Origin of the sequence: Mycolicibacter longobardus (assembly GCF_002102265.1) — a bacterium.
In the GTDB taxonomy this organism is placed as follows: Bacteria; Actinomycetota; Actinomycetes; order Mycobacteriales; family Mycobacteriaceae; genus Mycobacterium; species Mycobacterium longobardum.
In genome coordinates this window covers 75,845-101,167 of the sequence record NZ_LQPG01000027.1, presented here as the reverse complement: position 1 = coordinate 101,167, position 25,323 = coordinate 75,845, and the positions used below count along the sequence as shown (strand labels likewise).

Below are 25,323 nucleotides of genomic sequence, written 5' to 3'. Positions count from 1 at the left end.
GCTCACCTACTGAGGTAGGCCACGATTCCGCTGGCGACGGCTGCGGCATACCGAGCCCGCCCGTCGGCGCTCCCGAACTGCGCGGCGTCGGCGGCGTTGCGCATGTTGCCCAGTTCGACCAGCACCGCCGGATACTCGGCCAGGTTCAGCCCGGCCAGATCGGCCCGGCCGTACAGGCCGTCCGCGCCGAGGTAGTCCGATTGTGGGATGCCCGCGGCCGTCAGCGAGTCCCGGATGTCACCGGCCAGCCGCACGGCCGGGCCGGACTGGGCGTCGTTGAGCGGCGGGCTGGAGTAGTTGACATGAAACCCGCGGCCCGAGGCCGGCCCGCCGTCGGCGTGGATGGACACGATCGCGTCCGGGTGCGCGGCATTGGCCGCGGCGGCCCGGGCGTCGATGCACGGGCCTACCGAGGCGTCATCGGCGCGCGAGAGCTCGGTGTGCACGCCCAGCTCGTCCAGGGCGGCCCGGATCCGGTTGGTGACATCCCAGTTGAGGCTGTGCTCGGGGTAGCCGTCGTCGGCAGCGGTCCCGCTGGTCTGACACGGCTTGGTGCCACCGCGGCCGTTGGGGACCTGCCGGTTGATCGAGGAGTCGTTGGCGCCGCTGTGTCCCGGGTCCAGAAATACGGTCTTGCCGGCAACGTCGGCTACCGCGGTTGTGACGGGCGCACCGATGCTCGCCGCCACGACGCACGCTGCCGAGGCGACACAGACGACGGTCCGGCGACGCACCGGCCCAGATTAGCAAGCGGCCACGGGGCCTGCCGGGGTCTAATAGGTCGATGCAGCTGATGTCACCGCTCGATTCGGTATTCCTGCTGACCGAAACGCGGGAGCATCCCATGCACGTGGGTGGACTGATGCTCTTCGAGCCGCCGGAGGGCGCCGGACGGGAGTTCGTGGGCGAGATCTACCAGGGACTGCTGGGCGCCCGCGACCTACAGCCCGCTTTCCGGAAGCGCCCGGCCACGCTGCTCGGCGGGATCGCGAGCGCTGGCTGGGCCTTCGACGACGACGTCGACCTCGAGTACCACGTGCGGCGCTCGGCGCTTCCGGTGCCGGGCCGGGTGCGCGACCTGCTGGAGCTGACCTCGCTGCAGCACGGCAGCCTGCTCGACCGGCACCGTCCGCTGTGGGAGGCCCACGTGGTGGAGGGCCTCAACGACGGTCGGTTCGCCGTGTACGTCAAGATCCACCATGCCCTGATCGACGGCGTCTCGCTGCTGCGGCTGCTGAGCCGCACCCTGTCGGTCGATCCGCGCGAGGCGGACCTGCGCACCCCGTGGTCGGTGCCGCCGTCATCCCGGCAGCGTCCCGATCCGCCGTCCCGGCTGCGGGAGCTCACCGGAATGGTCAAAGGTGTTGCCGCCCTGGGGCCGTCGACGGTGCGGCTGGCGCGCGCCGCGCTGCTGGAGCAGCAGCTCACGCTGCCATTCGAGGCGCCGCGCACCATGCTCAACGTCAAGATCGGCGGTGCCCGCCGGTGCGCGGCCCAGTCCTGGCCGGTGGCCCGCATCATCGCGGTCAAACGGGCGGCCGGGGTGACCGTCAACGACGTGGTGCTGGCGATGTGCGCCGGGGCGCTGCGGTCTTACCTCGAAGAGCAGCAGGCCCTGCCGGAGCACCCGCTGGTGGCGATGGTCCCGGTGAGCCTGCGCACCGAAGCCGACGCCGACTCCGGCGGCAACATGGTCGGCGCCATCCTGTGCAACCTGGCCACCGACCTGAAGGACCCGGCGCAGCGGCTGGAGGCCATCAGCGAATCGATGCGTCGCAACAAGAAGGTGTTCAGCGAGTTGCCGCGCACGCAGGCGCTGGCCCTGTCGGCGGCCAATATGGCGCCGTTGGCGCTGGCGGCCATTCCCGGCTTCGTCTCGGCGGCCAAGCCACCGTTCAACATCGTCATCTCCAACGTGCCGGGCCCGGCCGAGCCGCTGTACTGGCGCGGCGCCCGCCTGGACGGCAACTATCCGCTGTCGATCGCCCTGGACGGGCAGGCGCTGAACATGACCGTGGTCAGCAACGCCGGCAACCTCGACTTCGGGCTGGTCGGATGCCGTCGTTCGGTGCCGCACCTGCAGCGACTGCTCGGCCACCTGGACACCGCGCTGGAAGACCTGGAACGCGCCGTGGGTGTGTGAACCGTGGCCAAGCGCAGCGCCGGGCTGCTGCTGTACCGATCCGGCGCCGACGGCGCCGTGGAGGTGCTGATCGCTCATCCCGGCGGCCCGTTCTGGGCGCGCAAGGACGACGGCGCGTGGTCCATCCCCAAGGGGGAGCAACCCGACGGCGAGGACCCGTGGCAGACCGCGCGTCGTGAGTTCGTCGAGGAGATCGGCCTGGACCCGCCTGACGGCGAGCGCCTGGACCTCGGCGTGGTGCAACAGGCCGGCGGAAAGGTGGTCACCGTGTTCGCCGTGCACGGCGACCTTGACGTCACCGACGCCCGCAGCAACACATTTCAGCTGGAGTGGCCGCCCCGGTCGGGACAACTGCGGGAGTTTCCGGAGGTCGACCGGGTCGGTTGGTTCTCGCCTGAGCAGGCGCGAGTCAAGCTGCTGGCCGGCCAGCGGCCCGTCCTGGACCGGTTGCTGGATTACCTGGGGGCCAAGCCCTAACTGCTGGAGCCGGTGGGCGGCGTTCCGGGCTGTTGCCGCTGCGCCAGGCCGGTGGCAAGTATCCGGGCCAGTGCGCTTGCCCCCGTCGGCGGGTTCTTGGCACGGGCGACCGGCACCTCCGGAGCATGCCACTGCGCCACCGGGCCCAGTGCGCCGTTTAGGAACTGCCGCCGGCATTCGCCACGCTGGATCTTGCCGCTGGAGGTGGTGGGCAGCCGCATCGCCGGCACCAGCAACACGTCGTGCGCTTCGATGCCGTGCTGCTCGGTGATCGCGGCCCGGATGGCGTCCATGATGCCGGCGTATTCGGTCTCGGCGACCTGCTGCCGGTAGTCCACCTCCTGCAGCACAACCAGGTGGTTGTCGGCGCCCGGTTTCGATGGCACCGCGACGACCGCGCCGCGGTCCGCCAGCAGCGCTGGATGACAGGCCTGCACGGTCGGTTCGATGTTGTTCGGGTAGTAGGTGCTGTCGCGCAGGGTGATCAGGTCGCTCCACCGTCCGGTGACGAACAACTCGTCCTTGCACAGGAAACCCAGGTCGCCGGTGCGCAGGAACGGGCCTTCGCCGGTGTCGGCGAGGAAACCGGCGAACGTGTGCGCGTTCTCCACCGGCCGGGCCCAGTAGCCCTGCGCGACGCTGGGCCCGGACACCCAGACTTCGCCGACCTCGTCGGGTCCGAGTTGGCGGCGGGTCTCCGGATCGACGATCATCACCCGCTGGCCATAGACCGGTGGACCGCAGCTGACCAGTGCGACGGCGGCCGCGTCGTCGGGGGTGGTGTCGACCGCCCGGTTCTCGCCCAGTGCGGCGCCGTCGACGTACCGGACGCCGGCCACCGCAGGACCGGGGTCGCCGGTGACCAACAGGGTGGCCTCGGCCAGCCCGTAGGCCGGGCGAAAGGCCTCCAGCCGGAACCCGGCCGGTGCGAACGCCTCGGCGAACTCCTGCATGGTCGTCGCGTGAATCTGCTCGGAACTGATGGCGGCCGTGGACCAATGCGAAAGATCCAGCGCGGCACGCTGCGCGGCGTTGCTGTGTTTGACGCACAGCCGGTAGGCGGCGTTGGGTGCGGCGGTCGTGGTGGCGCGATACCGCGACATCGCCTCCAGCCACGCCATCGGGCGCTGGAAGAAGACGATCGGCGACATCAACACGGTGCTGCAGCCGACGTAGATCATCTCCAGGACCCCGCCGATCAGTCCCATGTCATGCTGCTGCGGCAGAAAGTAGACGCTCTTGGCGTTCTCGTCGCCGCGCCAGGCCCGCCGGATGGCTTCCAGATTGTGGATGAGGTTGTCGTGGGTCACCACGACGCCCTTGGGGGACTTGGTCGAACCGGAGGTGTACTGGATCAACGCCGTGGTGCTCGGGTCGACGTCGGGCACCTCCCAGTCTTCGGGATCGCCGTTGACCTGGTCGGTGGCGCACCACCGTAGCCCCGACATGCCGGGCACGTCGGCGGCCAGCGACTGCAGCTGGGTCCGGGTGTCGGAGGTCGCGACGGCGAAGGGGGCTTGCGCATCGGGGGCAACCAGCTTCAGCCGCGCAAGCGGCGTGTCCACCGGTACCGCGATCGCGCCGGCGTAGAAGCAGCCGAAGAAGCTGACGATGCTGTCCAGGCCCGGACGGCAGATCACCAGTGCCCGCTGTCCGGCAGCGCCTTGGTGTTGCAGGTCGGTCGCGATCGCCCGCGCCTTGGTGTCGAGTTCGCGGTAGGTCAGCCGGGCGGTTATCTGCTTGCCGTCGGGGGCGAAGCTGAACGCGACCTTGTCCCCGTACCGGTCGGCCTGCAGCCGCAGCAGGTCCACCAGGGTGTGCACGGGTGGTGTGATCTGCTCGGGCATCCACACACCATAAACCGTGTGCTCAGGGGCGCCATCAGGAGCGGCGGTTGGCCTCCGGGTGACCGGCGCACCACTGTTCCGGTGGCACCTGGGCCTGCACCTCGGCGACGTGCTCGCCGCAGCCGTCCCAGGTGGTCTTGCCGCAGACCCGGCACGGTACGGGGTAGCACATCGGCGGTTCCTTTCAGGCGGTGCGCAAGGCACCTGCCAGGGTATCGATGACGGTGCGGATCTTCTCGCCCACCTCGTCGGCGATCGGCGCCAGCGCCGGGTTGTCGATGACCTGGGCCATCAGTTGCGGATTCATCGCCTCCACGAGCACCGTGCCGGGGTGCTGCGGGTCTTCGCGGACCACGACATTGCACGGCAGCAGCACACCGATGCGCTTCTCGGCCGTCACGGCCCGGTGCGCCAGCGGGGGGTTGCAGGCGCCCAGGATCAGATAGCGCTCCATCTCCTCGCCGAGCTTGGCTCGCAGGGTGGCCTGCATATCGATCTCGGTCAGCACTCCGAAACCGTTGTCCTTCAGTATCTCTCGAGTCTTGGCGGCCACCGTGTCGAAATCGGAGCCGGTCACCGCGGTGCTCAACGCGACGGACATGAGACCTCCTTCGTTGTCGTGATGCCATCATATCAAACACCCCCAGGGGTATATACCAGCACGGTATCGTCGCCTCATGCAGACCCTGCGCACCCCCGACGACAGGTTCGCCGGACTCCCGGATTTCGCCTACTCGCCGCAGTACGTCGACCTGGACGACTTGGACGGTGGCACGCTGCGGGTGGCGTGGGTAGAGCACGGCCCCTCTGGAGACGTGGCCGGTGACCCGATCCTGATGCTGCACGGCGAGCCGTCGTGGTCGTACCTGTACCGCAAGATGATTCCCATCCTGGCCGAGGCCGGATACCGGGTCATCTGTCCGGACCTGGTCGGGTTCGGACGCTCCGACAAGCCCACGCGCGCACAGGACCACACCTACGCCCGCCACGTCGAGTGGATGCGTGCGCTGGCATTCGACGTCCTCGACCTGCAGAACGTGACCCTGGTGGGGCAGGACTGGGGCGGGCTGATCGGGCTGCGGCTGGTCGCCGAGAACCCGGATCGGTTCGCCCGCGTGGTGGTGGCCAACACCGGGTTGCCCACCGGCGACATCCCGATGCCGGAGATCTGGTGGCGATTCCGGGAGGCGATCCAGACCGCGCCGACGATCGATGTCGGCTGGTTCGTGCAGTCCGGGTGCCGCAAGCCCATGAGTGACACCGTCCGGGCCGGCTATGACGCCCCGTTTCCCGACGACAGCTACTGCGTCGGGCCGCGGACCATGCCTTCGCTGATCCCGACCACCCCCGAGGACCCGGCCGCCCCGGCGAACCGGGCGGCCTGGGCCGCGCTGTGCGCCTCGCAGATCCCGATGCTGGTGGCGTTCAGCGACGGTGACCCGATCACCGGGGCCATGGCGCCGATCTTCGAGCGTGAGATGGCGGGTGCGCACGGGCGGGCGCACCCGGTGATCCACGACGCCGGGCACTTCCTGCAGGAGGACGCCGGTGAGGAGCTGGCCCGCCACATCGTGGAGTTCCTGCGCCGCTGATCTGTCGCGCCGAGACCGACATTTTGCAGAGATGCACTCGCACTTTGTCTGCAAAACGTCGGTCTCGGGTCGTCGGGCGGCATGATGGACACCATGGACCTGCCCGTGGCGCCGCCGGTGGACCCGATGCTCGCCAAGGCGGCCGCCGAGGTTCCCGAGGAGCCGGGCTGCTGGTCCTATGAACCCAAATGGGACGGCTTTCGCGCCATCGTGTTTCGCGACGGCGACGACGTGCTGCTGCAGTCCCGCACCGGCAAACCGTTGGGCCGCTACTTCCCGGAACTTCTCGACGCGCTGCGCGCCGAAGTCGCCCCGCGCTGCGTACTCGACGGCGAGGTGGTGGTGCCGCGCCGGATCGGCGGACGGACCCGGCTGGACTGGGACTCCCTGAGTCAGCGGATCCATCCCGCCGAGAGCCGGGTGCGGCTGCTGGCCGAGCAGACCCCGGCGCAGTTCATCGGCTTCGACGCGCTGGCCACCGGGTCTCAGTCGCTGCTCGACGAGCCGTTCCGGGTGCGACGGGCGGCGCTGGCCGAGCTGATCACCGGAGGTTCCAGCTGCCACGCCACCCGCGCCACCGCGGACCCCGAGCAGGCCGTGCGCTGGCTCACCACCTTTGAGGGCGCCGGGTTGGACGGGGTGGTCGCCAAACGGGCCGACGGGCCGTATCTGCCCGGCAAGCGCGAGATGGTCAAGGTCAAACACCACCGAGATGCCGACTGTGTGGTCATGGGGTACCGCATCCACAAGAGCGGCGTGGGGATCGGTTCGCTGCTGCTGGGCCTGTACCGGCCCGACGGAGAGTTGGCGATGGTCGGCGGGGCGGCGTCGTTCACCGCGGCGGATCGGCAGGCGCTGCTCGCCGAGCTGGAACCGCTGCGTATCGGCGACGTCCGCGACGGTGAACCGAGCAGGTGGAACTCCGCGGCCGACAAACAGTGGGTCCCGATCCGGCCCGAACGCGTCGCCGAGGTCGCCTACGACCAGATGGAGGGGGTGCGGTTCCGGCACACCGTGAAGCTGCTGCGGTGGCGGCCCGACCGGGACCCGGCCAGCTGCACCTTCGACCAGCTCGACGTCCCGCTGAACTACGACCTCGCCGACGTGCTGGTGACCTGACATGGCCGAGCCCGAGATATTGGACGTCAACGGCACCCCCGTCCGGTTCACCAGCGGCGACAAGGTGTACTTCCCCCGGCTGGGCGCCGGCGGCACCAAGCGGGCGCTGGCCGACTACTACCTGGCCGTGGCGAGCGGGCCGCTGCTGCACGCCGTGGCGGACCGGCCCACCCATCTGCAGCGGTTCCCGGATGGCATCGACGGTGACGAGGTCTACCAGAAGCGGCTGCCCAAGGGGCACCCGGACGACCTGGAGTCCTGCCGGGTGACGTTCCCGTCGGGCCGCACCGCCGACGTGCTCAAGGTCACCCGGCCCGCCGACATCCTCTGGGCCGTGCAGATGAGCACCGTCACTCTGCACCCGTGGCCGGTGCGGTGCCCCGACACCGACCACCCCGACGAACTGCGCATCGACCTGGACCCGCAACCCGGCACCGGGTTCGCCGAGGCCCGCGCGGTCGCCTTGGAGGTGCTGCGTCCGCTGCTCGACGAGCTGGGCCTGGTCGGCTACGTCAAGACCTCCGGTGGCCGCGGCCTGCACGTCTACCTGCGGATCAAGACCGACTGGGACTTCATCGAGGTCCGCCGGGCCGGCATCGCGCTGGCCCGCGAGATGGAGCGGCGCGCGCCGGAGGCGGTCACCTCCTCGTGGTGGAAGGAGGAACGTGGCGCGCGGATCTTCATCGACTTCAACCAGAACGCCCGCGACCGCACCATGGCGTCGGCCTATTCGGTGCGGGCCACGCCGATCGCGACCGTCTCCACCCCGTTGACCTGGGACGAGCTGGCCGACGGCGCGGACCCGGACGACTACACCATCGGCACCGTGCCGGACCTGCTCGCACGGCGCGGTGACCCCTGGCGCACCATCGACGACCTCGAGCAGTCCCTCGATCCGCTGCGCGAGATGGTGGCCGCCGATGAAGCCCGCGGCCTCGGCGACCTGCCGTACCCGCCGAACTACCCGAAGATGCCCGGCGAACCCAAACGGGTGCAGCCCAGCCGGGAGAAATCAGACTGAAGGTTCCAGCAGCCCCACGCAGGTGGCGGTGAGCAGCCGGGTCAACGCGGCGGTGAAGTCCAGGTTCCACTCCGGCAGCACCTGGCGTTCCAACGCGTAGGCGTGGGCCAGTTCCGCCGGCGGGTGGGAGATCTGCCACAGCGGTGCCGCCAGCGAATAGGAGGCCAGCAGCAGGTCGAGTGCCCCCTGCCGGCCCAGGCCGGGCAGCGCCCGCTGGATGGCGTCGGCCATGGCCAGCCCCGCGGCGGTGCTCTTCCTGCGGACCTCGACCACCCGCTCGGCGTCCACCTCGTGTTCCAGGTGCAGGTGCAGGTTGGCCAGCATGTCGCAGAACAGCGGGTCGGCGGCCAGTCCGCGGCTCAGGGTGTCGGCGATCCGCGCCGGCGACATGGGTCCGGGCGCGCCCAGTGCCGTGCACACGGTGTCAGACCAGCGCTCCCAGCTCTCGGCCGCCAGCCGCAGCAGCACCTCCTTGTGCGAGCTGAAGTAGCGGCGGACGGCCGAATAATGCACCCCGGCCCGGCTGGCGACCTTGGTCAGCGTCACCGAGGCCACACCGGTCTCCAAAGCCACCGAACGCGCCGCCTCCATCAATGCCTCAGCCCGCTGACGCTTCTTCTCGTCGCTGCGGGCGCGTTGGAAAGTGGCCTGACGCACAGTGCGAGGATAACGCACATGGCGTGCGTTGCGACCGTCCGCGCGAGTGCGGTAGCGTGCGTTTACGCACGTTGACTTGGGTTAGGGTACCCAAAGGTGCTGGCTGAAGGGGACTCCGATTTTCAAGGTGCTGAGCCGGGTGTGGATACCCCTGGTGATTCTGGCGGTGGTCGCTGTCGCCGGGTTCACGGTGACGCGCATCCACGGCCTGTTCGGATCCGAGAAGCGCCCGTCCTACTCCGACGGTCAGGTCGACGAGACCAAGCCCTTCAACCCCAAGCGGATGACCTACGAGATCTTCGGCCCGCCCGGGACGGTGGCCGACATCAGTTACTTCGACGTCAACTCCGAACCGCAACGGGTCTCCGACGTCCCGCTGCCGTGGCAGCTCGAAATCGTCACCACCCTTCCCGCAGTGGTGGGAAGCATTATGGCGCAGGGCAATAGCAACAGCATCGGCTGTCGCATCATTGTGGACGGAGAAGTCAAAGCCGAACGCATCTCCAACGAGGTGAACGCCTACACGTTCTGTCTGCTGAAGGCGGCATGAGCCCGCCCGGATTGCGCACCGGCAGCGGGCATCCCGAGCGGACGTTCCTGGCGCGCACCATTCGCCGGTTCGCGGTGCCCATCATCCTGGCCTGGTTGGCGCTGATCGCGGTCCTGGTGGCCACCGTGCCGCCACTGGAACAGGTCGGCAAAGAGAACGCCGTCTCGGCCAGCCCCCAGGACGCTCCTTCCATGGAGGCCCTGACCGAGATGGGCAAGGTCTTCCAGGAGTCGGACTACGACAGCACCGCGATGGTGGTGTTGGAGGCCGACCACGAGCTCGGCGACGCCGAACACGAGTACTACGCCGAGGTCGTCGAGAAGCTCAAGGCCGACACCGCCCACGTCCAGCACGTTCAGGACTTCTGGGGTGACCCGATGACCGCTGTCGGCGCCCAGAGTGCCGACGGCAGAGCGACTTACGTGCAGCTGAACCTGGTCGGCAACATGGGCCAGGCGGCGTCGAACGACTCCATCGAAGCGGTCCGCAAGATTGTGGACTCGGTGCAGACCCCGCCCGGGCTGACGGTCTACGTCACCGGTAGCGCGGCGCTTTTCGCCGACATGAACCATGCCGGCGACAAGTCCATGTTCAGGATGATGATTGTCACCATTCTGGTGATCCTCACCATGTTGTTGCTCGTCTATCGGTCGATCATCACCGTGGGGCTGCTGCTGGCGATGGTCTACATGGAACTGAACGCGGCCAGCGGCGTGGTGGCGTTCATGGGCCACCATCACTGGGTCGGGTTGACGACGTTCGCCGTGAATCTGCTTGTCTCGCTGGCGATCGCCGCCGGCACCGACTATGCGATCTTCCTGATCGGCCGCTATCACGAGGCCCGCCAGGACGGCGAGGACCGGGAAACGGCGTACTACACGGCCTTCAACGGCGTCGCGCACGTCATCCTGGGGTCTGGGCTGACCATCGCCGGAGCGCTTTTCTGCCTGCACTTCACCCGGATGCCGTACTTCGTCACTCTGGGAATCCCGTGCTCGGTCGGCATGATCGTCTCGGTCACCGCAGCGTTGACGCTGGGTCCGGCGATCATCACCGTCGGCAGCCGGTTCGGGCTGTTCGACCCCAAGCGGGCCACCAGTACTCGTGGCTGGCGGCGGGTGGCCACGGTGATCGTCCGTTGGCCGGCTCCGGTTCTGGTCGCCTCACTGGCGATCGCGGCCGTCGGCCTGCTGGCACTGCCGGGATATCAGCCGGACTACGACGACCGGAAGTACATCCCCGCCGACATTCCCGCCAACGCGGGCTTCGCCGCGGCGGACCGGCACTTCTCGCAGTCCCGGATGCTGCCGGAGGTGCTGCTGATCGAGGCCGACCACGACATGCGCAACCCGTCGGACTTCCTGGTCATCGACAAGCTCGCCAAGGCCGTGTTCAAGGTCATCGGGATATCCCGGGTGCAGGCGATCACCCGCCCGCAGGGCACCCCGCTGGAACACACCTCGATCCCGTTCCAGATCAGCATGCAGAACGCCGGCCAGATGGCGACCATGCAGTTCCAGCGCAAGCGCATGGACGAGATGCTGACCCAGGCGGAGGCGATGGCCGAGACCGTCGCCACCATGCGCCAGATGCACGGCTACATGAGCCAGTTGGCCGGCACCACCCACGAGATGGTGGTCGACATGGACGTCCTGCAGGGCCAGATCTACGACATCCGGGACCACATCGCCGATTTCGAGGACTTCTGGCGGCCGATCCGCAACTACTTCTACTGGGAACCGCACTGCTACGACATCCCGATCTGCTTCTCGCTGCGCTCGGCGTTCGACATGGTCGACAGCATCGACCCGATGAGTCAGAGCATGGACAAGATGATCGCGCACATGGGTGACATGGATGCGCTCATGCCGCAGATGCTGAGCACCTTCCCGTCGATGATCGACAACATGGAGACCATGCGGACCATGATGCTGACCATGCACAGCACCATGTCCGGAATCTTCGCTCAGATGGATGAGATGAGCGACAACGCCACCGCGATGGGCAAGGCGTTCGACGAGTCGAAGAACGACGACTCCTTCTACCTGCCGCCGGAGGTGTTCGAGAACCCGGACTTCAAGCGCGCGATGGACATGTTCATGTCCCCGGATGGCAAGGCCGTCCGGATGATGATCTCGCACCGTGGCAATCCGGCTACCGACGAAGGCATTTCGCACATCGACAAGATCCGGGAGGCGGCCGAGGAGGCGCTCAAGGGAACGCCGTTGGAGGACGCCAAGATCTATCTCGGCGGGACGGCGTCGATGTTCAAGGACATGCGGGACGGCTCCGCCTACGATCTGCTGATCGCCGGAATCGCTTCGCTGTGCCTGATTTTCATCATCATGCTGCTGATCACCCGCGCGCTGGTCGCCGCGTTGGTGATCGTCGGCACGGTGGCGCTGTCGCTGGGGGCATCGTTCGGGCTGTCAGTACTGGTCTGGCAGTACCTGATCGGTATTCCGTTGCACTGGTTGGTGCTGGTGATGTCGGTTATCGTCCTGCTGGCGGTGGGGTCGGACTACAACCTGATGCTGGTCTCCAGGTTCAAGGAAGAGATCCATGCCGGCCTGAACACCGGCATCATCCGGGCCATGGGTGGCACCGGGAAAGTGGTGACGGCAGCAGGGCTGGTGTTCGCCTTGACCATGGCTTCGATGGTGGTCAGCGACCTGCGCATCGTCGGGCAGATCGGCACCACCATCGGTCTGGGGCTGATGTTCGACACCTTGATCGTGCGGGCGTTCATGACGCCGTCAATCGCGGCGCTGCTGGGCCGCTGGTTCTGGTGGCCCATCAACGTGCTGCCGCACGTCGGCGGGAAAGCCGCCCGCCATCGGGAGGCCGCCGCCCTCGCGCGTGCCGACACCGAGGCGACCGAGGAGTTCGCCCGCTCGCAGCAGTGAGGGCCGACGCGGTCAGTGCCCACCTGTGAGCGATCCCATGGACCGAGCCACTACAACTAATTAGCTAGTTTGGCTAAAATTATGTAGCATTCTTGAGGTCAGATGCCCCCACCGGTATTGGCTGGGCCGCATCCGGCTGACCTGCTTCGCCCGGCTCATCGGTCAAGCCGGCGGGGCCGGTGCCGAAAGCTGACATAGGGAAAGGTTCGGGGAATGGCTACAGTGGATTCCATGCGTAAGCACTCGATACTCCGCGGCGCCGCCGTGGCCGCAGTAGCGGGCGCCGCCGCGCTGCTGTTGCCCGCGACCGCCGCCGCCGACGCGACCGACGACTTTCCGATCCCGCGCCGGGTGATCCACACCGATTGCAGCGCCGAGCAGATGCTCGCCGCCAGCCGCGATCTGTCGCCGATCTACTACGAGCGCTACATGATCGACATGCACAACAAGCCGGTGCAGGTGCAGCAGGCGGCCATCGACAAGATGCACTGGTTCTTCTCGCTGAACCCCGCACAGCGTCGGGCCTACTCCGAGGAGTTGGCGACGAACTTCGCCGACCCGCTGACGGTGTCCTGGCCCAACCACGCCAAGATCTTCTTCAACAACAAGGGCGTCGTCGCCAAGTCGACCGAGGCCTGCAGTCAGTACCCGCGCGACGACATGTCGGTGTGGGACTGGGCCCCCAAGCCGTAACCGGAGACGCCGATGAACGGTTCCATCCGTCGAGTCGCCCGGGTTCTGGCCCTCGCCGGCATGGCCGGTGGCCTGCTCATCGGGGCTCCGGGATCACCCGCGGGGGCCCAACCCGCGGGTTTTCCCAATCTGGACGACTTCACCGCGGCCCCGGTGGACGCCTACGTCACCACCGGGCCCAAGGGCCCCGGGCGCTGGGTGAATTTCTCCACGCCCTACAACATCGCGTGCCAGTTCGACGCCACCGATCCTCCGGCGGGATCCTCGCAGGCCATCATGTGTGACGGCGACATGCCCGGTCTGGCCAGCGCCCCACTGGGCTCGGGTGCTCCGGTGCCGGGGGGCTGTGTGATCGGAACCGTGCGCTCCCAGGGCGCGGCGGGCCTGCGACTGAACCGTGAGTCGACGAGCTGCGGTCGCCAGTTCTCCAACGGAGCCTTCCTGGGGGTCGGGCAGAAGGTGTCCTACGGCAACGTCACGTGCGCGGTGGGCGCCGACCAACTCGTCGCCTGCCTGGACACCTCGCTGGGGCACCACGGGTTCGTGCTGAGGCCCTCGGGCAGTTCCGCGTTCTAGCGGTTCGGGACTCGCTACGGGTCGATGTTGAACGTCGTCGTGTAAGTCCTCGGGTGGTAGGGCGGCGGCGGCGCATCCGGACCCGCCGGCCAGCCCTCGGGCGTCGGCCAGGTGCTGACCCGCATCGTCACCTGCTCCTGGCCGTTGGGCAGCGTCTGGACGTCGACGATCGACGGCCCGTAGGGGACGGCCGGCTGATTTCCCGGGCTGGGGATGAACCCTGGGCCGGTGAGCTGCTGCGATGGGGCCTGCAGCAGCCCCTGCGGGCTCGCCGCGGTGACGCCCACGACCTGGGCATTGTTGCTCGCGCTGGTCAACAGATACCCGCCCTGCGGCAGCGAGACGATCTGATTCTCCCGGTCGGCCGCACCCAGGTTGTTGAAGGTACCGACCTGCTGCAGGCTGTTCATCCACGACCCGGGCGGGGCGCCGGGGGCGATGGGATCGGACTGCCACATGGCCCGCTGACCGTCTTGGCCGATGTTCCCGACGATGATCATGGTTCCCGACGCCGGATCGTAGACGCCACTGGCCTGGGAGATGCCCACCTTGGTGTCCGAGCCGATGGTGGTGCCCATCAGCGGGCCCAAATCCGTTGCCGGATCGGCCAGGTTCTGCACCCGTGACTCCGGTGCGATGAAGTTCTCCGGGGACGTGCCCGGGCCGTAGGGCCGCACGCTGTAAAAGGCGTACTGCTCGCCGTTCGGGCCGACGGCCGTACCTGTCGGCAGCGCCCGGAATCCCTCGTCGACGGGAAACGGGTTGTCCATGTCGGGTTGTCCGGGGATGCGCAGCCGCGGATGCCCTGTTTCGGGGTCTCCGGTGATGACGATCCCGGTACCCGGAATCGTCGCGCCCAGGTCGTAGGGCGAGCCGTCCTGCTCCTCTTCCACCGGGGCGCTGCCGCGCCCCTCGATGGTGGGATCGCGCGGCGCCTCGCCATCTGCCGGTATTTCATTGTCCACCAAGCGGATCCGTGGGTCACCGTCGCCGTCACCGCCGAGTTTGTAGCGGTTGGTCAGGGTCCGCACCTGACTCGCCCGATGCCGGCTGTCGGCGGCGGCGTCGGCGACCACTTTGTGGATCTCGCGGGTCTTGGCGGTCAGGAAGCGCTGGAACTGGCGGGAACCGGCGGGGGTGTCCAGTCCCGGCCAGGTGCTGGCCGTTTGCCTGATCTCGGCTTCGATGGCGTCGAGGCGCCGCCGCGAACGCTCGGTGCTCTGCACGGCCTGCTGCAGGATCGCCTGGAACTCCCCGTCGGCAGCCACCGACGTCGCCAGCCGGTTCACGAGTTCTTCTTCCCGTGCGCGTGCCGCATCGGCGAATGAACCGAGATTCTCGGTCATAGCTGCACAGGGTAGTCCGGCCGGATCGGCCCTACTGGTCCTTTTTCGCGCGGCGCTTGCCGGACGGGCGCAGCTTCTCGCCGCCGGCCGGTGCCAGCGCTTCGGCGTCTGCTGTCTCGTCGCCCGCCGACTCGACGGTCTCTTCGGCTTCGACGGTCTCTTCGGCTTCGACGGTCTCGTCCTCGTCGTCGGCGGCCTCGGTGGCCTCGGCAGCCTCGTCGTCGGCTTCGTCGTCCGTTTCGGACTCCTCAGCCGTGGCTGCGCCGGCCTTCTTTCCCCATCGACGCCGCTGCTTGGGCTGCTTCTCGGCCTTGGGCTTGATCGGTTTCGGCGGTGGCGGCGGCATCTCGGCGACGAACGCCAGGTAGAACGCGCCGATCCCCAGCAGTGCGATCGCGGCCGCGGCCCCGTAGATCCCGAACAGGACCATGCCGGCGCTGTCCAGCGACAACCAGATCTCGCTGATAGCCGTGCCGGCGATCAACGCGCCGGCCACGACGGGGGCCACCAGCGCACCGGTGAGCAGTGTCAGCGCCAGCTGCGGCGTGCCGAACTCCGGCTTGCGGGCCTGCTTCAACGCCGCCGCCACCGGCAGCGCCGTCGCGGCGACCAGCAGTCCGAGGATCACCCGCATCACGGTGCCCAGCACGTGCGGGCTGAAGCCGGTCAGCTCCCACCACCGCGGCAGCACGAACAGGAAGTACAGAATGGCGGCGAGAGTCGAGAGCGACGCGTGCCAAACCGTAGCGACGGTGCGACTCACGCCACCTCCCATGCTCGTCAGCTGGTGATTCAGGTGCGACCGGACCTTGATCTCTCGGTCCGGCCGCACCTGAATCGGGTGCGGAGGATAGGGGATTTGAACCCCTGAGGGCTATTAACCCAACCCGCGTTCCAGGCGAGCGCCATAGGCCACTAGGCGAATCCTCCGTCGGCAATGGTAGCTGAGACTTCCGCAGCGGCCACGCGCTGCTCGTCCCGCCCGGCTTCGCCGCGCTGGCGACCGCCGCTAGACTCTGCTGTGGACCCCGCGCGGCGTCTATCCTGTGAACTCCCCCAGGGCCGGAAGGCAGCAAGGGTCAATGGGCTCTGGCGGGTGCGCGGGGTCCCCTCATGTGTCGGGCCTTCGATGGTGAAAGGCGCACCCCGTGTCGTTGCAGAACCTCAACCGTGCCGACTTGATCGCTCAACACGAGCGCTACCAGCGGGACTACGCCGAGTTGCAGGCCAAGAAGCTGGCCTTGGACCTCACCCGCGGTAAGCCGGCGCCCGAGCAGCTCGACCTGGCCAACGGCCTGCTGGCCCTGCCCGGCCCGGACGACTACCGCGGCGACGACGGCACCGACACCCGCAACTACGGCGGCCTGCACGGCCTGCCCGAGCTGCGGGCCATCTTCGGCGAACTGCTCGGCATCGCGGTGCCCAACCTGATCGCCGGCAACAACGCCAGCCTGGAATTCATGCACGACGTCGTCGTCTACTCGATGCTGCACGGCGGCGTGGACTCGCCGCGTCCGTGGAGTCAGGAACCGGCCGTCAAGTTCCTGTGCCCGGTGCCCGGCTACGACAGGCACTTCGCGATCACCGAGACCCTGGGCATCGAGATGATCCCGATCCCGATGCGCGAGGACGGCCCGGATACCGACCTCATCGAGGAGCTCGTCGCCGCCGACCCCGCGATCAAGGGCATGTGGACGGTGCCGGTGTTCGGCAACCCGACCGGCATCACCTATTCGTGGGAGACGGTGCGCCGGCTGGTGCAGATGCAGACCGCTGCGCCCGACTTCCGGCTGTTCTGGGACAACGCCTACGCGGTGCACACCCTGACCACCGAGTTTCCCCACCAGATCGACGTGCTCGGGCTGGCCGCCGCGGCCGGCAACCCGAACCGGCCGTACGTGTTCGCCTCCACCTCGAAGATCACCTTCGCCGGTGCCGGGGTCAGCTTCTTCGGCGGTTCGCTGGGCAACATCGCCTGGTACCTGCAGTACGCGGGGAAGAAGTCGATCGGCCCGGACAAGGTCAACCAGCTGCGGCATCTCCGGTTCTTCGGCGACGCCGACGGGGTGCGGCTGCACATGCGCCGCCACCAGCAGATCCTGGCGCCGAAGTTCCAGCTGGCGGCCGAGATCCTTGCGAACCGGCTCGGCGAGTCGAAGATCGCGTCGTGGACCGACCCCAAGGGCGGCTACTTCATCAGCCTGGACGTACTCCCGGGCACCGCACGCCGCACCGTCGCACTGGCCAAGGACGCCGGTATCGCGGTCACCGAGGCCGGTGCGTCGTTCCCGTACCGCAAGGATCCCGAGGACAAGAACATTCGGATCGCTCCGTCGTTCCCGTCCACCGACGACCTGCGCAACGCCGTCGACGGCCTGGCCACGTGCGCGCTGCTGGCTGCCGCCGAGGCGATGCTGGGCTGACATGCCACGTACCCGGGGCTACGCGGTGCTGGCGGCAGCTTTACTTGCCCTGGGCCAGGTTCCCGCGGCGTACGCAGTGCCGGATCGGCCGCCCGACCCTCCGTCAGTGCAGGCCGCAGATGTCGGCCCCGATGAGGCCCGTTCCCTGCCGCCGAGGGTCGCCGACGGACTCGACGTCTACCGGCGCGCCGCTGCCGATGCCGCCCTGGGCAATCCGGTGATGTACGGCGACGGCCAGTGCTATCCGCTGATTCAGCACTACATCCAGGCGCTGGGTTACGCATGGCGGAACCGAGACCCCAGCGGCAATGCCTTCGATCTCTACGAGCATTTCGGCACCAACGGCCTGGGTGCATTCTTCGAGCAGGTTCCGTTCGCCGGCGGCGCCAACGAGCCGCAGGTCGGCGACATCGTCGTCTACGGTCCCGGCGGGTTCGTCAGCGAATACGGGCATGCCGCGGTGGTCACGGACGTTCGCGGCAGCGGGCCCCTGTTCCGGTACGAGACGGCCGATCAGAACTCCGGCGGCCGGATGTTCGTGACATTGAACTGGCGTGACTTCAGCCCCGCGTACAACACCTTGGGCTATCTGCGCCCGAAGGTGTAGCGCGCTGGCTGCCGGGCCTGCACCGGCGTCGGTCCGAGCAAGTACCCTGCTGGCGTGGCGCTCTACCGCAAGTACCGGCCGGCAACCTTCGCCGAAGTGGTGGGGCAGGAGCACGTCACCGAACCGCTGTGCACCGCGCTGTCGGCGGGCCGGATCAACCACGCCTATCTGTTCTCCGGGCCGCGGGGCTGCGGCAAGACGTCGTCGGCGCGGATCCTGGCCCGGTCGCTGAACTGTGCGCAGGGCCCCACTCCCACGCCGTGCGGGACATGCGACTCCTGCGTGGCGCTGGCCCCCAACGGGCCGGGCAGCATCGACGTCGTCGAACTCGACGCGGCCAGCCACGGCGGGGTGGACGACACCCGGGATCTGCGGGATCGCGCCTTCTACGCTCCGGCCCAGTCGCGCTACCGGATCTTCATCATCGATGAAGCGCACATGGTGACCACCGCGGGATTCAACGCGCTGCTCAAGATCGTCGAGGAGCCGCCCGACCACCTGATCTTCGTGTTCGCCACCACGGAGCCGGAGAAGGTGCTGCCGACCATCCGGTCACGCACCCACCACTATCCGTTCCGGCTGCTGGCCCCGCGGACCATGCGTGAGCTGATCGGGCGGATCTGCGAGCAGGAACACGTCGCCGTCGACGACGCGGTGTATCCACTGGTGATCCGCGCCGGCGGCGGATCGCCGCGTGACACCCTGTCGGTGCTCGACCAGCTGCTGGCCGGATCGGAGAAGGACGAGTCCGGCATTGATCACGTCCACTATCAGCGGGCGCTGGGCCTGTTGGGCGCCACCGACGTCGCTCTGATCGATGAGGCTGTCGATGCGCTGGCGGCCGGGGATGCCGCATCGGTGTTCGGGGCGGTGGAGGCGGTTGTGGACGCCGGCCACGACCCGCGCCGGTTCGCCATCGACCTGCTGGAGCGGTTCCGGGACCTGATCGTGCTGCAGGCCGTTCCGGACGCGGTGGCCAAGGGTGTGGTCGACGCGCCGGAGGACATGCTCGAGCGGATGCATGAGCAGGCCGCCCGGCTGGGGCCGGCCACCCTGGCCCGCTACGCCGAGGTGGTGCACGCCGGCCTCGGTGAGATGCGTGGCGCGACCGCCCCCCGGCTGCTGCTGGAGGTGGTGTGCGCCCGGCTGCTGCTGCCCTCGGCCGCCGACACCGAAGCTGCGCTGCTGCAGCGGGTGGAGCGCATCGAGGGCCGGCTGGACATGTCGATCCCGGCGGGGTCGGCCGGCCCATCGGCCGGGTCTATGCGGCCGGGTCTCTCCTCGCCCGAGGGCTCGTCGCCCCCGGCCGGGTCTGTGCGACCGGGTCTCTCCTCGCCCGAGGGCTCGTCGCCCCCGGCCGGCAAGCAGTTCACTCGCCGCTCCCAGGCGCCCGAGCCCGCCCCTGCGCCCACACCTCCGGCCGCACCCGAGCCGGTGGCTGCTCCGGCTCCCACACCCGAACCCGAGCCCGTCCCACCGCCGGCGCCGCGGCCCGAACCGGAACCCGCGCCGCCCCCAACACCGGTCCCTGCCGCGGCAACAACCCCGGGCGAACCCGACGTCGCCGCCGTGCGCGCGATGTGGACCACGGTGCGCGAAAAGGTGCGTCAGCGCAGCCGCTCCACCGAAGCGATGCTGGCCGACGCGACCGTGCGCACGGTGGACGGCAACACCCTGGTGCTGACCCACGGAACAGCCTCGCTGGCCAGGCGACTCTCCGAACCGCGCAACACCGATGTCATCACCGAGGCGCTCAAGGACGCCCTCGGGGTGAACTGGCGGGTGCGTTGCGAGGCCGGGGGACCGCCCCCGGAGGCGGGCCGGGAGGCCGCACCCGCACCGGTCGAGGCGGACTCGGTTCGGCAGGCCGACGAGGAGGCCATGCTGGCCGAGGCTGCCGGAGATGCCTCCGCGGACCCCGCGCCGCGCCGCGACCCCGAAGAGGCCGCGCTGGAGTTGTTGCAGAACGAACTGGGCGCCCGTCGCATCGGCGGCGACTGACCGCCTAGGGAGTCCACCAGGGCCGCATCGGCAGGTCGTCGCGGCCGTGGTCGTCGACGTTGCTGGCCAGCACGTGGTGTAACTGACATTGGTTGCGCTCGAAGCCGAGTACCGACGCCGCCATGTACAGACCCCACACCTTGGCGCGGCCCAGTCCGACCTCGGCGACGGCCTCGTCCCAATGGTCGACCAGGTTCTGGCACCAGGCGCGCAACGTCCTGGCGTAGTGGAGCCGGAAGTCCTCCTCGTGCAGGATCTCGAAACCGGTCTGCTGGATCTCGGCGATGATGCTCCCCACGCCGGTGATCTCGCCGTCGGGGAAGACGTACCGGTCGGTGAAGGGGTCGCCCTTGTAGACCGAATTGTCCGCCGTCGTGATGCAGTGGTTGAGCAGCAGGCCACCGGTGCGCAGTTTCGACTTGAGGAACCTGAAGTAGGACGGGTAGTTCTTCACCCCGATGTGCTCGGTGAGCCCGATCGAGGAGATCGCGTCGAAATCGGATTCACCGACGTCGCGGTAGTCGCAGTGCCGCACCTCGGCCAGGTCGGACAGCCCCTCGGCCTCGATCGCCTGCTTACCCCACGCGACCTGTTCGGCCGCGAGTGTCGCTCCGATGGCGCGCACACCGCGCCGCGCCGCGTAGCGCACCATGCCGCCCCACCCGCAGCCCACGTCGAGCAGGCGGTCACCCGGCTGCAGGCGCAGCTTCTCGAAGATCAGCCGGTACTTGTTCTCCTGGGCCTCCTCCAGCGTCGCGTCGGCGCTCGGGTAGATCGCGCAGGTGTAGGTCATCGAGGGGCCCAGCACCCATTCGTAGAAGGTGTTGGACACGTCGTAGTGGTGGTGGATCGCGGCCGCGTCGCGGGCCTTGGAGTGGCGCAACCCCGCCGCGGTGCGGCGCCACTTGGCCGGCGCTTCCTCCGGTGGCGGCGCGATCGGCTTCAGGTGCTTCAGGCCGATCGAGCGGACGATGTTGACGAGCGTCTGCGGCGACGGCTGTTTGAATTCCAGGTCTGCCAGGGCCTTGAGCATCTCGTAGGGGTTTCCCGGGTGCACGCCGCGCAGTTCCAGATCGCCTGCGATGTAGGACCGGGCGATCCCCAGTTGACCGAGTGACGTGGCCAGATAAGTGGTGGCCCGTGGGTTCAGCAGGTCCACGGCCAGCTCGGCGTCGTCAGGACCGACACTGCTGCCGTCATAGGCGGTGACCTTGACCGGCGGTTGGCCCCCGCCGGAGAGCAGTCGCAGAACCTCGGCCAACCCCAGCTTGCCGTTCGTGGTGGTCTGGGCGTCCTTCGTAAGCGTTTTCAACATGGTGGTGCTCCCCCTGGCATCGTGTGTCCCCTAACCCAGATGCGGATAACCGCGCGGACGCCACCTCAAACACGCGTAACCTGGCACCCCGATGGGCAACACGGCCGACACCACCAGCTGCGCAATCGTCGGCGGCGGTCCCGCGGGCATGGTGCTCGGCCTGCTGCTGGCCCGTGCCGGCGTCGAGGTGACGTTGCTGGAGAAGCACGCCGACTTCCTGCGCGACTTCCGTGGCGACACCGTGCACCCCACCACGCTGCGGCTTCTCGACGAACTGGGGCTGTGGGAGCGCTTTGCCACGCTGGCCTACAGCGAGATCCACCAGGTCACCCTCGACGTGGCCGGGCGCGAGGTCACCATGGTCGACTTCGGCCGGCTGCGTCGCCAGCCGCACCCGTACATCGCGATGGTGCCGCAGTGGGACCTGCTCAATCTGCTCGCCGAGGCCGCGCAGACCGAGCCGACGTTCACCTTGCGGATGCAGACCGAGGTCACCGGTCTGCTGCACGAGAACGGCCGGGTGGCCGGAGTGCGCTACCGGGACCCCGACGGCCCCGGCGAACTGCGCGCCGACCTCACCGTGGCCTGCGACGGCCGATGGTCGATCGCGCGACACGAAGCCGGTCTGAACGCCCGCGAGTTTCCGGTGAACTTCGACGTGTGGTGGTTCCGGCTGCCGAACGACCGCGACGCCGAACCCACCCTGCTGCCCCGGCTCGGCCCGGGCCGGGCGGCGATCATGATTCCGCGCCAGGGCTACTTTCAGGTGGCCTACCTGGGGCGCAAGGGCACCGACGCGGACATGAGGGCGCGCGGAATCGAAGCGTTCCGCCGCGACGTCGTCGAACTCATTCCCGATGCGGCGGATTCGGTGCAGGCGCTGCGTACGTTGGACGACGTCAAACACCTGGATGTCCGGGTGAATCGGTTGCGGCACTGGAGCATCGACGGACTGCTGTGCATCGGTGACGCCGCGCACGCGATGTCACCGGTGGGCGGTGTCGGCATCAACCTGGCGGTGCAGGACGCGGTGGCTGCCGCGACCATCCTGGCCGAACCGCTGCTGCAGGGCCGGCTCACCCTGCGTGATCTGGCCGCCGTGCAGCGGCGCCGAACGCTGCCCACCGTTGTGACCCAAACGGCTCAGCGGGTGGCGCACCGGGGGCTGGACGCGATCCTGCGCGGCAAAAACCTAAGCCCGCCAGCCGGTTTGGGAGCTCTGGTCGCCAGGCTTCCGTGGATCGCCGCCATTCCGGCCTACCTGGTCGGGGTCGGGGTGCGTCCGGAGCGGGCCCCGGCCTTCGCCCGGCGCTTCTAAGGCCGAAACCGCTAGGGCCGCCACCACGGGCGCAACGGCAGACCGGCATTGCTCCCGTTGACGGCCAGCACATGGTGCAGCTGAATCACGTTGTGCTCGAAGCCCAGTCGTGAACCGGCCATGTACAGCCCCCAGACCTTCGCGGTAGCCAATCCGACCTCGGCAACGGCCTCGTCCCAGTGCGCCACCAGGTTTGCGCACCAATCCCGCAGGGTCAGCTCGTAGTGGTTGCGGAGGTTCTCGGTGTGCAGCACCTCCAGGCCGGCGTCCTGAATCTCGCTGGTAATGCGGCCCGACCCGGCCAGCTCCCCGTCGGGGAACACGTAGCGGTCGATGAAGTCACCCGCTGTCGCGCTGGACTTGTTGTCCGCCCGGGTGATGCAGTGGTTGAGCAGCAGGCCGCCGGCACGCAGCTTGGACTTGAGGAACCCGAAGTAGGCCGGGTAGTTGGCGACGCCGATGTGTTCGGTCATCCCGATCGAGGAGACCGCGTCGAAATCGGACTCGCGGACGTCGCGGTAGTCGCAGTGCCGCACTTCGGCCAGTTCGGACAAGCCGTCGTCGGCGATCGCGCGCTGCGCCCACCGCGCCTGCTCGGCTGAGAGCGTCGCACCGATGGCCCGCACCCCGTGGCGCGCCGCGTAGCGCACCATGCCGCCCCAGCCGCAGCCCACGTCGAGCAGCAGATCGCCCGGCCGCAGCCGCAGTTTGTCGAAGACCAACCGGTACTTGTTCTCCTGGGCCTGCTCCAGCGTCGCGTCCGGGTCCGGGTAGACCGCGCAGGTGTAGGTCATCGACGGACCCAGCACCCATTCGTAGAAGTCGTTGGAGACGTCGTAGTGGTGCTGAATAGCACTGGCATCGCGATTCTTACTGTGCCGCAATCCTTCCGCGACGCGCCGCCACCGGGGGAGGGCCTCTTGGGGAGGCGGTGCGATCGGCACCAGGTGCTCGATTCCGATCGAGCGCACGATGTTGGCCATCAGCCGCGGCGAGGGCCGCTTGAAGTGCAGTTCGTCAGCGAGCGCCTTGAGCAGCCGGTAGGGATCGCCGGGATGCACCCCGTGCACCCCCAGGTCTCCGGAGATGTAGGCGCGGGCCATGCCCAGATCGCCCGGCGCGGTGGCCAGGTAGGTGGTGCCGCGCGGCGTCAGCAGGTCCAGCCCCAGGGTGGCGTCGTCGGGCCCGGCGCTGCTGCCGTCGTAGGCGGTGAAGCGCAGCGGCAGGCGGCCGTCGGTGGACAGGACCTCCAGCACCTCGGCCAGGCTCAGCCGGCCGGTGTGAGTCTGCTCCTTGTAGGTGGTCATCGTCGTCGCACCGCCTTGTCGTAGAGATCCAGCAGCCTCGACTGGGGGTCGTAGGTCCGCTTGACCGTCCGATAGGTTTCACCGCCGTAGAGCTCGTCAAACTCCGCGGGGGTGTAGTAGGCGTCGGAGTACAGCGACTTGTGGCCGTCGAGTTCGCTCACCTTGGCCTCGATCAGGCGATTGGTGGCCCCCTCGGTGGCGCCGGCCGGGACCGAGGACCAGAACCCGACGTTGACGTAGGTGCGGTTCGGCCGGATCGGGTACAGCGGCCAGTGCTCCTCGTTGCGCAGCCTCAGCGGGCACAGCCACACCGGCTCGATCGGGACGTGGGTGAAGAACCAGTCCAAGAACTCTCCGCAGCGTTCCAGCGGCACTTCGATGTCCTGGACCACCCGTTCCCGCGGCGGGTGGCCGTGCCGCTTCTCGATCCGATCGGCGATGCCGAACCGCTGGTCGTAGCCGATCAGCTTCCAGTAGAAGCTGCTGCGCCGGTAGCGCCGCGGCCAGGCGCGCCGCACCAGCGGGCGCTGCGCCCCGAATGCCCGTGAGCACCAGAACCAGTCGGTGTCCCAGCGCCACAGGTAGTCGTGGATGGTCAGCCGGTCGTCTTTGATCCCGTGCGCGTGCCGGATCGAGCGGTAGTAGATCTGCTGGCCGGTGTAGTCACTGACGGCGCCGGGGGTGTCGGTCTCGATGCCGACGCACAGGTAGTTCTCGGCGGGGGAGAACACCACCCCGTCGAGGTAGTCCACCGCGACCCCGTCGAGCCCGCCGGTGTCGATGATGCGGTCCATGGTCGCCACCAGCTCGCCCAGGGACTCAAACCGGATGTGCCGCAACGCCACAAACGGTTTGACCGGTTCCAGCTCGATCCGCAGCCGGGTTGAATAGCCCAACGTGCCATAGGAATTCGGGAATGCCCGGAACAGGTCCTCGTGCTGGTGCCGCGAGACGGTCAGCAGCTCGCCGCCGCCGGTGAGGATGTCCATCTCCAGCACCGATTCGTGCGGCAGCCCGTTGCGGAACGACGCCGACTCGATCCCCAGGCCGCTGACCGCACCGCCCAGCGTGATCGTCTTCAACTGCGGGACCACAAGCGGGCTCAGGCCGTACCGGAGGGTGGCGGCGACCAGGTCCTCGTAGGTGCACATACCGTCGACATCGGCGGTGCGGCTGTCCGGGTCGACGGCGAGGACGCTCACCAGACCCGAGGTGTCCAGACCCGGCGCATGGCGTTTGGCGCGCATCCGGAAAAGGTTGGAGGTGGGCTTGGCCAGCCGGACCGAGGCGTGGGCCGGGATGGCCCGGTAGCTGTCCAGCAGCCGTTGCACCCCCCGCGCGTGGGATGTCGGTGCGTCGGCCGGCCGAACGGACATCACCCACCACGCTAGCGGCCGACAGCCGGGCATGCACGCAAGCGGAGCG

Annotated in this window: 23 protein-coding genes, 1 tRNA gene and 1 other RNA gene; 14 read left to right on the top strand and 11 right to left on the bottom strand. The window is 68.5% G+C overall.

Going from position 1 to position 25,323, the window contains the following annotated elements:
- Positions 1–2: 2 nt before the first annotated feature.
- A complete protein-coding gene (locus AWC16_RS15010) occupies positions 3–734 on the bottom strand; it encodes an Rv3717 family N-acetylmuramoyl-L-alanine amidase (RefSeq protein WP_085265543.1) in 732 nt (243 codons plus the stop codon).
- Positions 735–784: 50 nt separating this feature from the next.
- On the opposite strand from AWC16_RS15010, the gene AWC16_RS15005 reads away from it, so the two are divergent.
- Together AWC16_RS15005 and AWC16_RS15000 are read left to right on the top strand one after the other, a co-directional pair.
- Positions 785–2,143 carry a WS/DGAT/MGAT family O-acyltransferase gene (locus AWC16_RS15005; RefSeq protein WP_085265542.1) on the top strand — a complete coding sequence of 453 codons (1,359 nt, stop codon included), beginning with the start codon at positions 785–787 and terminating at the stop codon, positions 2,141–2,143.
- A 3-nt stretch (positions 2,144–2,146) separates the two neighbouring features.
- Entirely contained in the window at positions 2,147–2,620 is a 474-nt protein-coding gene (locus AWC16_RS15000; RefSeq protein WP_085265541.1) for an NUDIX hydrolase, read from the top strand.
- On the opposite strand, the gene AWC16_RS14995 is transcribed toward AWC16_RS15000, so the two are convergent.
- The 3 genes from AWC16_RS14995 to AWC16_RS14990 are packed head-to-tail and all read right to left on the bottom strand — an operon-like array spanning position 2,617 to position 5,068.
- Positions 2,617–4,467 carry a fatty acyl-AMP ligase gene (locus AWC16_RS14995; RefSeq protein WP_165759232.1) on the bottom strand — a complete coding sequence of 617 codons (1,851 nt, stop codon included), beginning with the start codon at positions 4,465–4,467 and terminating at the stop codon, positions 2,617–2,619. The genes AWC16_RS15000 and AWC16_RS14995 overlap by 4 nt on opposite strands.
- Before the next feature lie 34 nt (positions 4,468–4,501).
- Complete coding sequence (locus AWC16_RS24385) at positions 4,502–4,639, bottom strand: hypothetical protein (RefSeq protein ID WP_165759231.1); 138 nt, start codon at positions 4,637–4,639, stop codon at positions 4,502–4,504.
- Between the two features lie 12 nt (positions 4,640–4,651).
- Entirely contained in the window at positions 4,652–5,068 is a 417-nt protein-coding gene (locus tag AWC16_RS14990; protein ID WP_085265539.1) for a DUF302 domain-containing protein, read from the bottom strand.
- 76 nt (positions 5,069–5,144) lie between these two features.
- Between AWC16_RS14990 and AWC16_RS14985 the strand changes: the two genes are divergently transcribed.
- From AWC16_RS14985 to AWC16_RS14975, 3 genes are all read left to right on the top strand, one after another.
- Positions 5,145–6,059 carry a haloalkane dehalogenase gene (locus AWC16_RS14985; RefSeq protein WP_085265538.1) on the top strand — a complete coding sequence of 305 codons (915 nt, stop codon included), beginning with the start codon at positions 5,145–5,147 and terminating at the stop codon, positions 6,057–6,059.
- Between the two features lie 84 nt (positions 6,060–6,143).
- Positions 6,144–7,178, top strand: coding sequence for an ATP-dependent DNA ligase (locus tag AWC16_RS14980; protein WP_085265569.1), 1,035 nt, complete (start codon positions 6,144–6,146; stop codon positions 7,176–7,178).
- 1 nt (position 7,179) lies between these two features.
- Entirely contained in the window at positions 7,180–8,199 is a 1,020-nt protein-coding gene (locus AWC16_RS14975) for a DNA polymerase domain-containing protein (protein WP_085265537.1), read from the top strand.
- Here AWC16_RS14975 and AWC16_RS14970 read toward each other — a convergent pair.
- The gene (locus AWC16_RS14970; protein WP_109561430.1) at positions 8,191–8,874 is read right to left on the bottom strand and encodes a TetR/AcrR family transcriptional regulator; all 684 of its coding nucleotides are present in this window, start codon (positions 8,872–8,874) and stop codon (positions 8,191–8,193) included. The two genes, AWC16_RS14975 and AWC16_RS14970, sit on opposite strands and share 9 nt — an antisense overlap.
- Positions 8,875–8,983: 109 nt before the next feature.
- On the opposite strand from AWC16_RS14970, the gene AWC16_RS14965 reads away from it, so the two are divergent.
- The 4 genes from AWC16_RS14965 to AWC16_RS14950 all read left to right on the top strand — a co-directional run bounded on the left by AWC16_RS14965 (position 8,984) and on the right by AWC16_RS14950 (position 13,581).
- The gene (locus tag AWC16_RS14965) at positions 8,984–9,406 is read left to right on the top strand and encodes an MmpS family transport accessory protein (protein WP_085265535.1); all 423 of its coding nucleotides are present in this window, start codon (positions 8,984–8,986) and stop codon (positions 9,404–9,406) included.
- A complete protein-coding gene (locus tag AWC16_RS14960; RefSeq protein ID WP_085265534.1) occupies positions 9,403–12,312 on the top strand; it encodes an MMPL/RND family transporter in 2,910 nt (969 codons plus the stop codon). Before AWC16_RS14965 ends, AWC16_RS14960 begins: the two co-directional genes overlap by 4 nt.
- A gap of 231 nt (positions 12,313–12,543) precedes the next feature.
- Positions 12,544–13,005 (top strand): DUF5078 domain-containing protein, encoded by a 462-nt coding sequence (locus AWC16_RS14955; RefSeq protein WP_085265568.1) that lies wholly within the window; start codon positions 12,544–12,546, stop codon positions 13,003–13,005.
- Positions 13,006–13,017: 12 nt separating this feature from the next.
- Positions 13,018–13,581 carry a hypothetical protein gene (locus AWC16_RS14950; RefSeq protein WP_085265533.1) on the top strand — a complete coding sequence of 188 codons (564 nt, stop codon included), beginning with the start codon at positions 13,018–13,020 and terminating at the stop codon, positions 13,579–13,581.
- A gap of 14 nt (positions 13,582–13,595) precedes the next feature.
- Here AWC16_RS14950 and AWC16_RS24680 read toward each other — a convergent pair whose 3' ends face one another.
- The 3 genes from AWC16_RS24680 to AWC16_RS14935 all read right to left on the bottom strand — a co-directional run bounded on the left by AWC16_RS24680 (position 13,596) and on the right by AWC16_RS14935 (position 15,857).
- Entirely contained in the window at positions 13,596–14,927 is a 1,332-nt protein-coding gene (locus tag AWC16_RS24680; RefSeq protein ID WP_085265532.1) for a DUF4226 domain-containing protein, read from the bottom strand.
- Positions 14,928–14,958: 31 nt separating this feature from the next.
- Positions 14,959–15,690, bottom strand: coding sequence for a lipid uptake coordinator LucA (gene lucA, locus AWC16_RS14940; RefSeq protein ID WP_085265567.1), 732 nt, complete (start codon positions 15,688–15,690; stop codon positions 14,959–14,961).
- Between the two features lie 81 nt (positions 15,691–15,771).
- Positions 15,772–15,857: transfer RNA gene (locus AWC16_RS14935), tRNA-Ser, on the bottom strand.
- Positions 15,858–15,947: 90 nt separating this feature from the next.
- On the opposite strand from AWC16_RS14935, the gene ffs reads away from it, so the two are divergent.
- The 4 genes from ffs to AWC16_RS14915 all read left to right on the top strand — a co-directional run bounded on the left by ffs (position 15,948) and on the right by AWC16_RS14915 (position 19,958).
- Positions 15,948–16,042: signal recognition particle sRNA small type (gene ffs / locus AWC16_RS14930), an RNA gene on the top strand.
- A gap of 33 nt (positions 16,043–16,075) precedes the next feature.
- Positions 16,076–17,350, top strand: coding sequence for an aspartate aminotransferase type Ic (locus AWC16_RS14925; RefSeq protein ID WP_085265531.1), 1,275 nt, complete (start codon positions 16,076–16,078; stop codon positions 17,348–17,350).
- Position 17,351: 1 nt separating this feature from the next.
- Complete coding sequence (locus AWC16_RS14920) at positions 17,352–17,957, top strand: CHAP domain-containing protein (RefSeq protein WP_085265530.1); 606 nt, start codon at positions 17,352–17,354, stop codon at positions 17,955–17,957.
- A gap of 54 nt (positions 17,958–18,011) precedes the next feature.
- A complete protein-coding gene (locus tag AWC16_RS14915; protein WP_085265529.1) occupies positions 18,012–19,958 on the top strand; it encodes a DNA polymerase III subunits gamma/tau in 1,947 nt (648 codons plus the stop codon).
- A gap of 4 nt (positions 19,959–19,962) precedes the next feature.
- On the opposite strand, the gene AWC16_RS14910 is transcribed toward AWC16_RS14915, so the two are convergent.
- Positions 19,963–21,273 carry a class I SAM-dependent methyltransferase gene (locus AWC16_RS14910; protein WP_085265528.1) on the bottom strand — a complete coding sequence of 437 codons (1,311 nt, stop codon included), beginning with the start codon at positions 21,271–21,273 and terminating at the stop codon, positions 19,963–19,965.
- 91 nt (positions 21,274–21,364) lie between these two features.
- Between AWC16_RS14910 and AWC16_RS14905 the strand changes: the two genes are divergently transcribed.
- Positions 21,365–22,591, top strand: a complete 1,227-nt coding sequence (locus AWC16_RS14905) for an FAD-dependent oxidoreductase (RefSeq protein WP_085265527.1) — start codon at positions 21,365–21,367, stop codon at positions 22,589–22,591.
- Between the two features lie 11 nt (positions 22,592–22,602).
- Here AWC16_RS14905 and AWC16_RS14900 read toward each other — a convergent pair whose 3' ends face one another.
- Entirely contained in the window at positions 22,603–23,898 is a 1,296-nt protein-coding gene (locus tag AWC16_RS14900) for a class I SAM-dependent methyltransferase (protein WP_085265526.1), read from the bottom strand.
- Entirely contained in the window at positions 23,895–25,274 is a 1,380-nt protein-coding gene (locus AWC16_RS14895) for an FAD-binding oxidoreductase (RefSeq protein WP_085265525.1), read from the bottom strand. The genes AWC16_RS14900 and AWC16_RS14895 overlap by 4 nt, the downstream gene beginning before the upstream one ends.
- Positions 25,275–25,323 lie beyond the last annotated feature (49 nt).

Excerpts from the sequence above, each read along its gene's own strand:
- AWC16_RS15005 (WP_085265542.1), top strand. The coding sequence starts at position 785 with ATGCAGCTGATGTCACCGCTCGATTCGGTATTCCTGCTGACCGAAACG.
- AWC16_RS14995 (WP_165759232.1), bottom strand. The coding sequence starts at position 4,467 with ATGCCCGAGCAGATCACACCACCCGTGCACACCCTGGTGGACCTGCTG.
- AWC16_RS24385 (WP_165759231.1), bottom strand. The coding sequence starts at position 4,639 with ATGTGCTACCCCGTACCGTGCCGGGTCTGCGGCAAGACCACCTGGGAC.
- AWC16_RS14990 (WP_085265539.1), bottom strand. The coding sequence starts at position 5,068 with ATGTCCGTCGCGTTGAGCACCGCGGTGACCGGCTCCGATTTCGACACG.
- AWC16_RS14985 (WP_085265538.1), top strand. The coding sequence starts at position 5,145 with ATGCAGACCCTGCGCACCCCCGACGACAGGTTCGCCGGACTCCCGGAT.
- AWC16_RS14980 (WP_085265569.1), top strand. The coding sequence starts at position 6,144 with ATGGACACCATGGACCTGCCCGTGGCGCCGCCGGTGGACCCGATGCTC.
- AWC16_RS14975 (WP_085265537.1), top strand. The coding sequence starts at position 7,180 with ATGGCCGAGCCCGAGATATTGGACGTCAACGGCACCCCCGTCCGGTTC.
- AWC16_RS14960 (WP_085265534.1), top strand. The coding sequence starts at position 9,403 with ATGAGCCCGCCCGGATTGCGCACCGGCAGCGGGCATCCCGAGCGGACG.
- AWC16_RS14955 (WP_085265568.1), top strand. The coding sequence starts at position 12,544 with ATGCGTAAGCACTCGATACTCCGCGGCGCCGCCGTGGCCGCAGTAGCG.
- AWC16_RS14950 (WP_085265533.1), top strand. The coding sequence starts at position 13,018 with ATGAACGGTTCCATCCGTCGAGTCGCCCGGGTTCTGGCCCTCGCCGGC.
- AWC16_RS24680 (WP_085265532.1), bottom strand. The coding sequence starts at position 14,927 with ATGACCGAGAATCTCGGTTCATTCGCCGATGCGGCACGCGCACGGGAA.
- AWC16_RS14920 (WP_085265530.1), top strand. The coding sequence starts at position 17,352 with ATGCCACGTACCCGGGGCTACGCGGTGCTGGCGGCAGCTTTACTTGCC.
- AWC16_RS14910 (WP_085265528.1), bottom strand. The coding sequence starts at position 21,273 with ATGTTGAAAACGCTTACGAAGGACGCCCAGACCACCACGAACGGCAAG.
- AWC16_RS14905 (WP_085265527.1), top strand. The coding sequence starts at position 21,365 with ATGGGCAACACGGCCGACACCACCAGCTGCGCAATCGTCGGCGGCGGT.
- AWC16_RS14900 (WP_085265526.1), bottom strand. The coding sequence starts at position 23,898 with ATGACCACCTACAAGGAGCAGACTCACACCGGCCGGCTGAGCCTGGCC.
- AWC16_RS14895 (WP_085265525.1), bottom strand. The coding sequence starts at position 25,274 with ATGTCCGTTCGGCCGGCCGACGCACCGACATCCCACGCGCGGGGGGTG.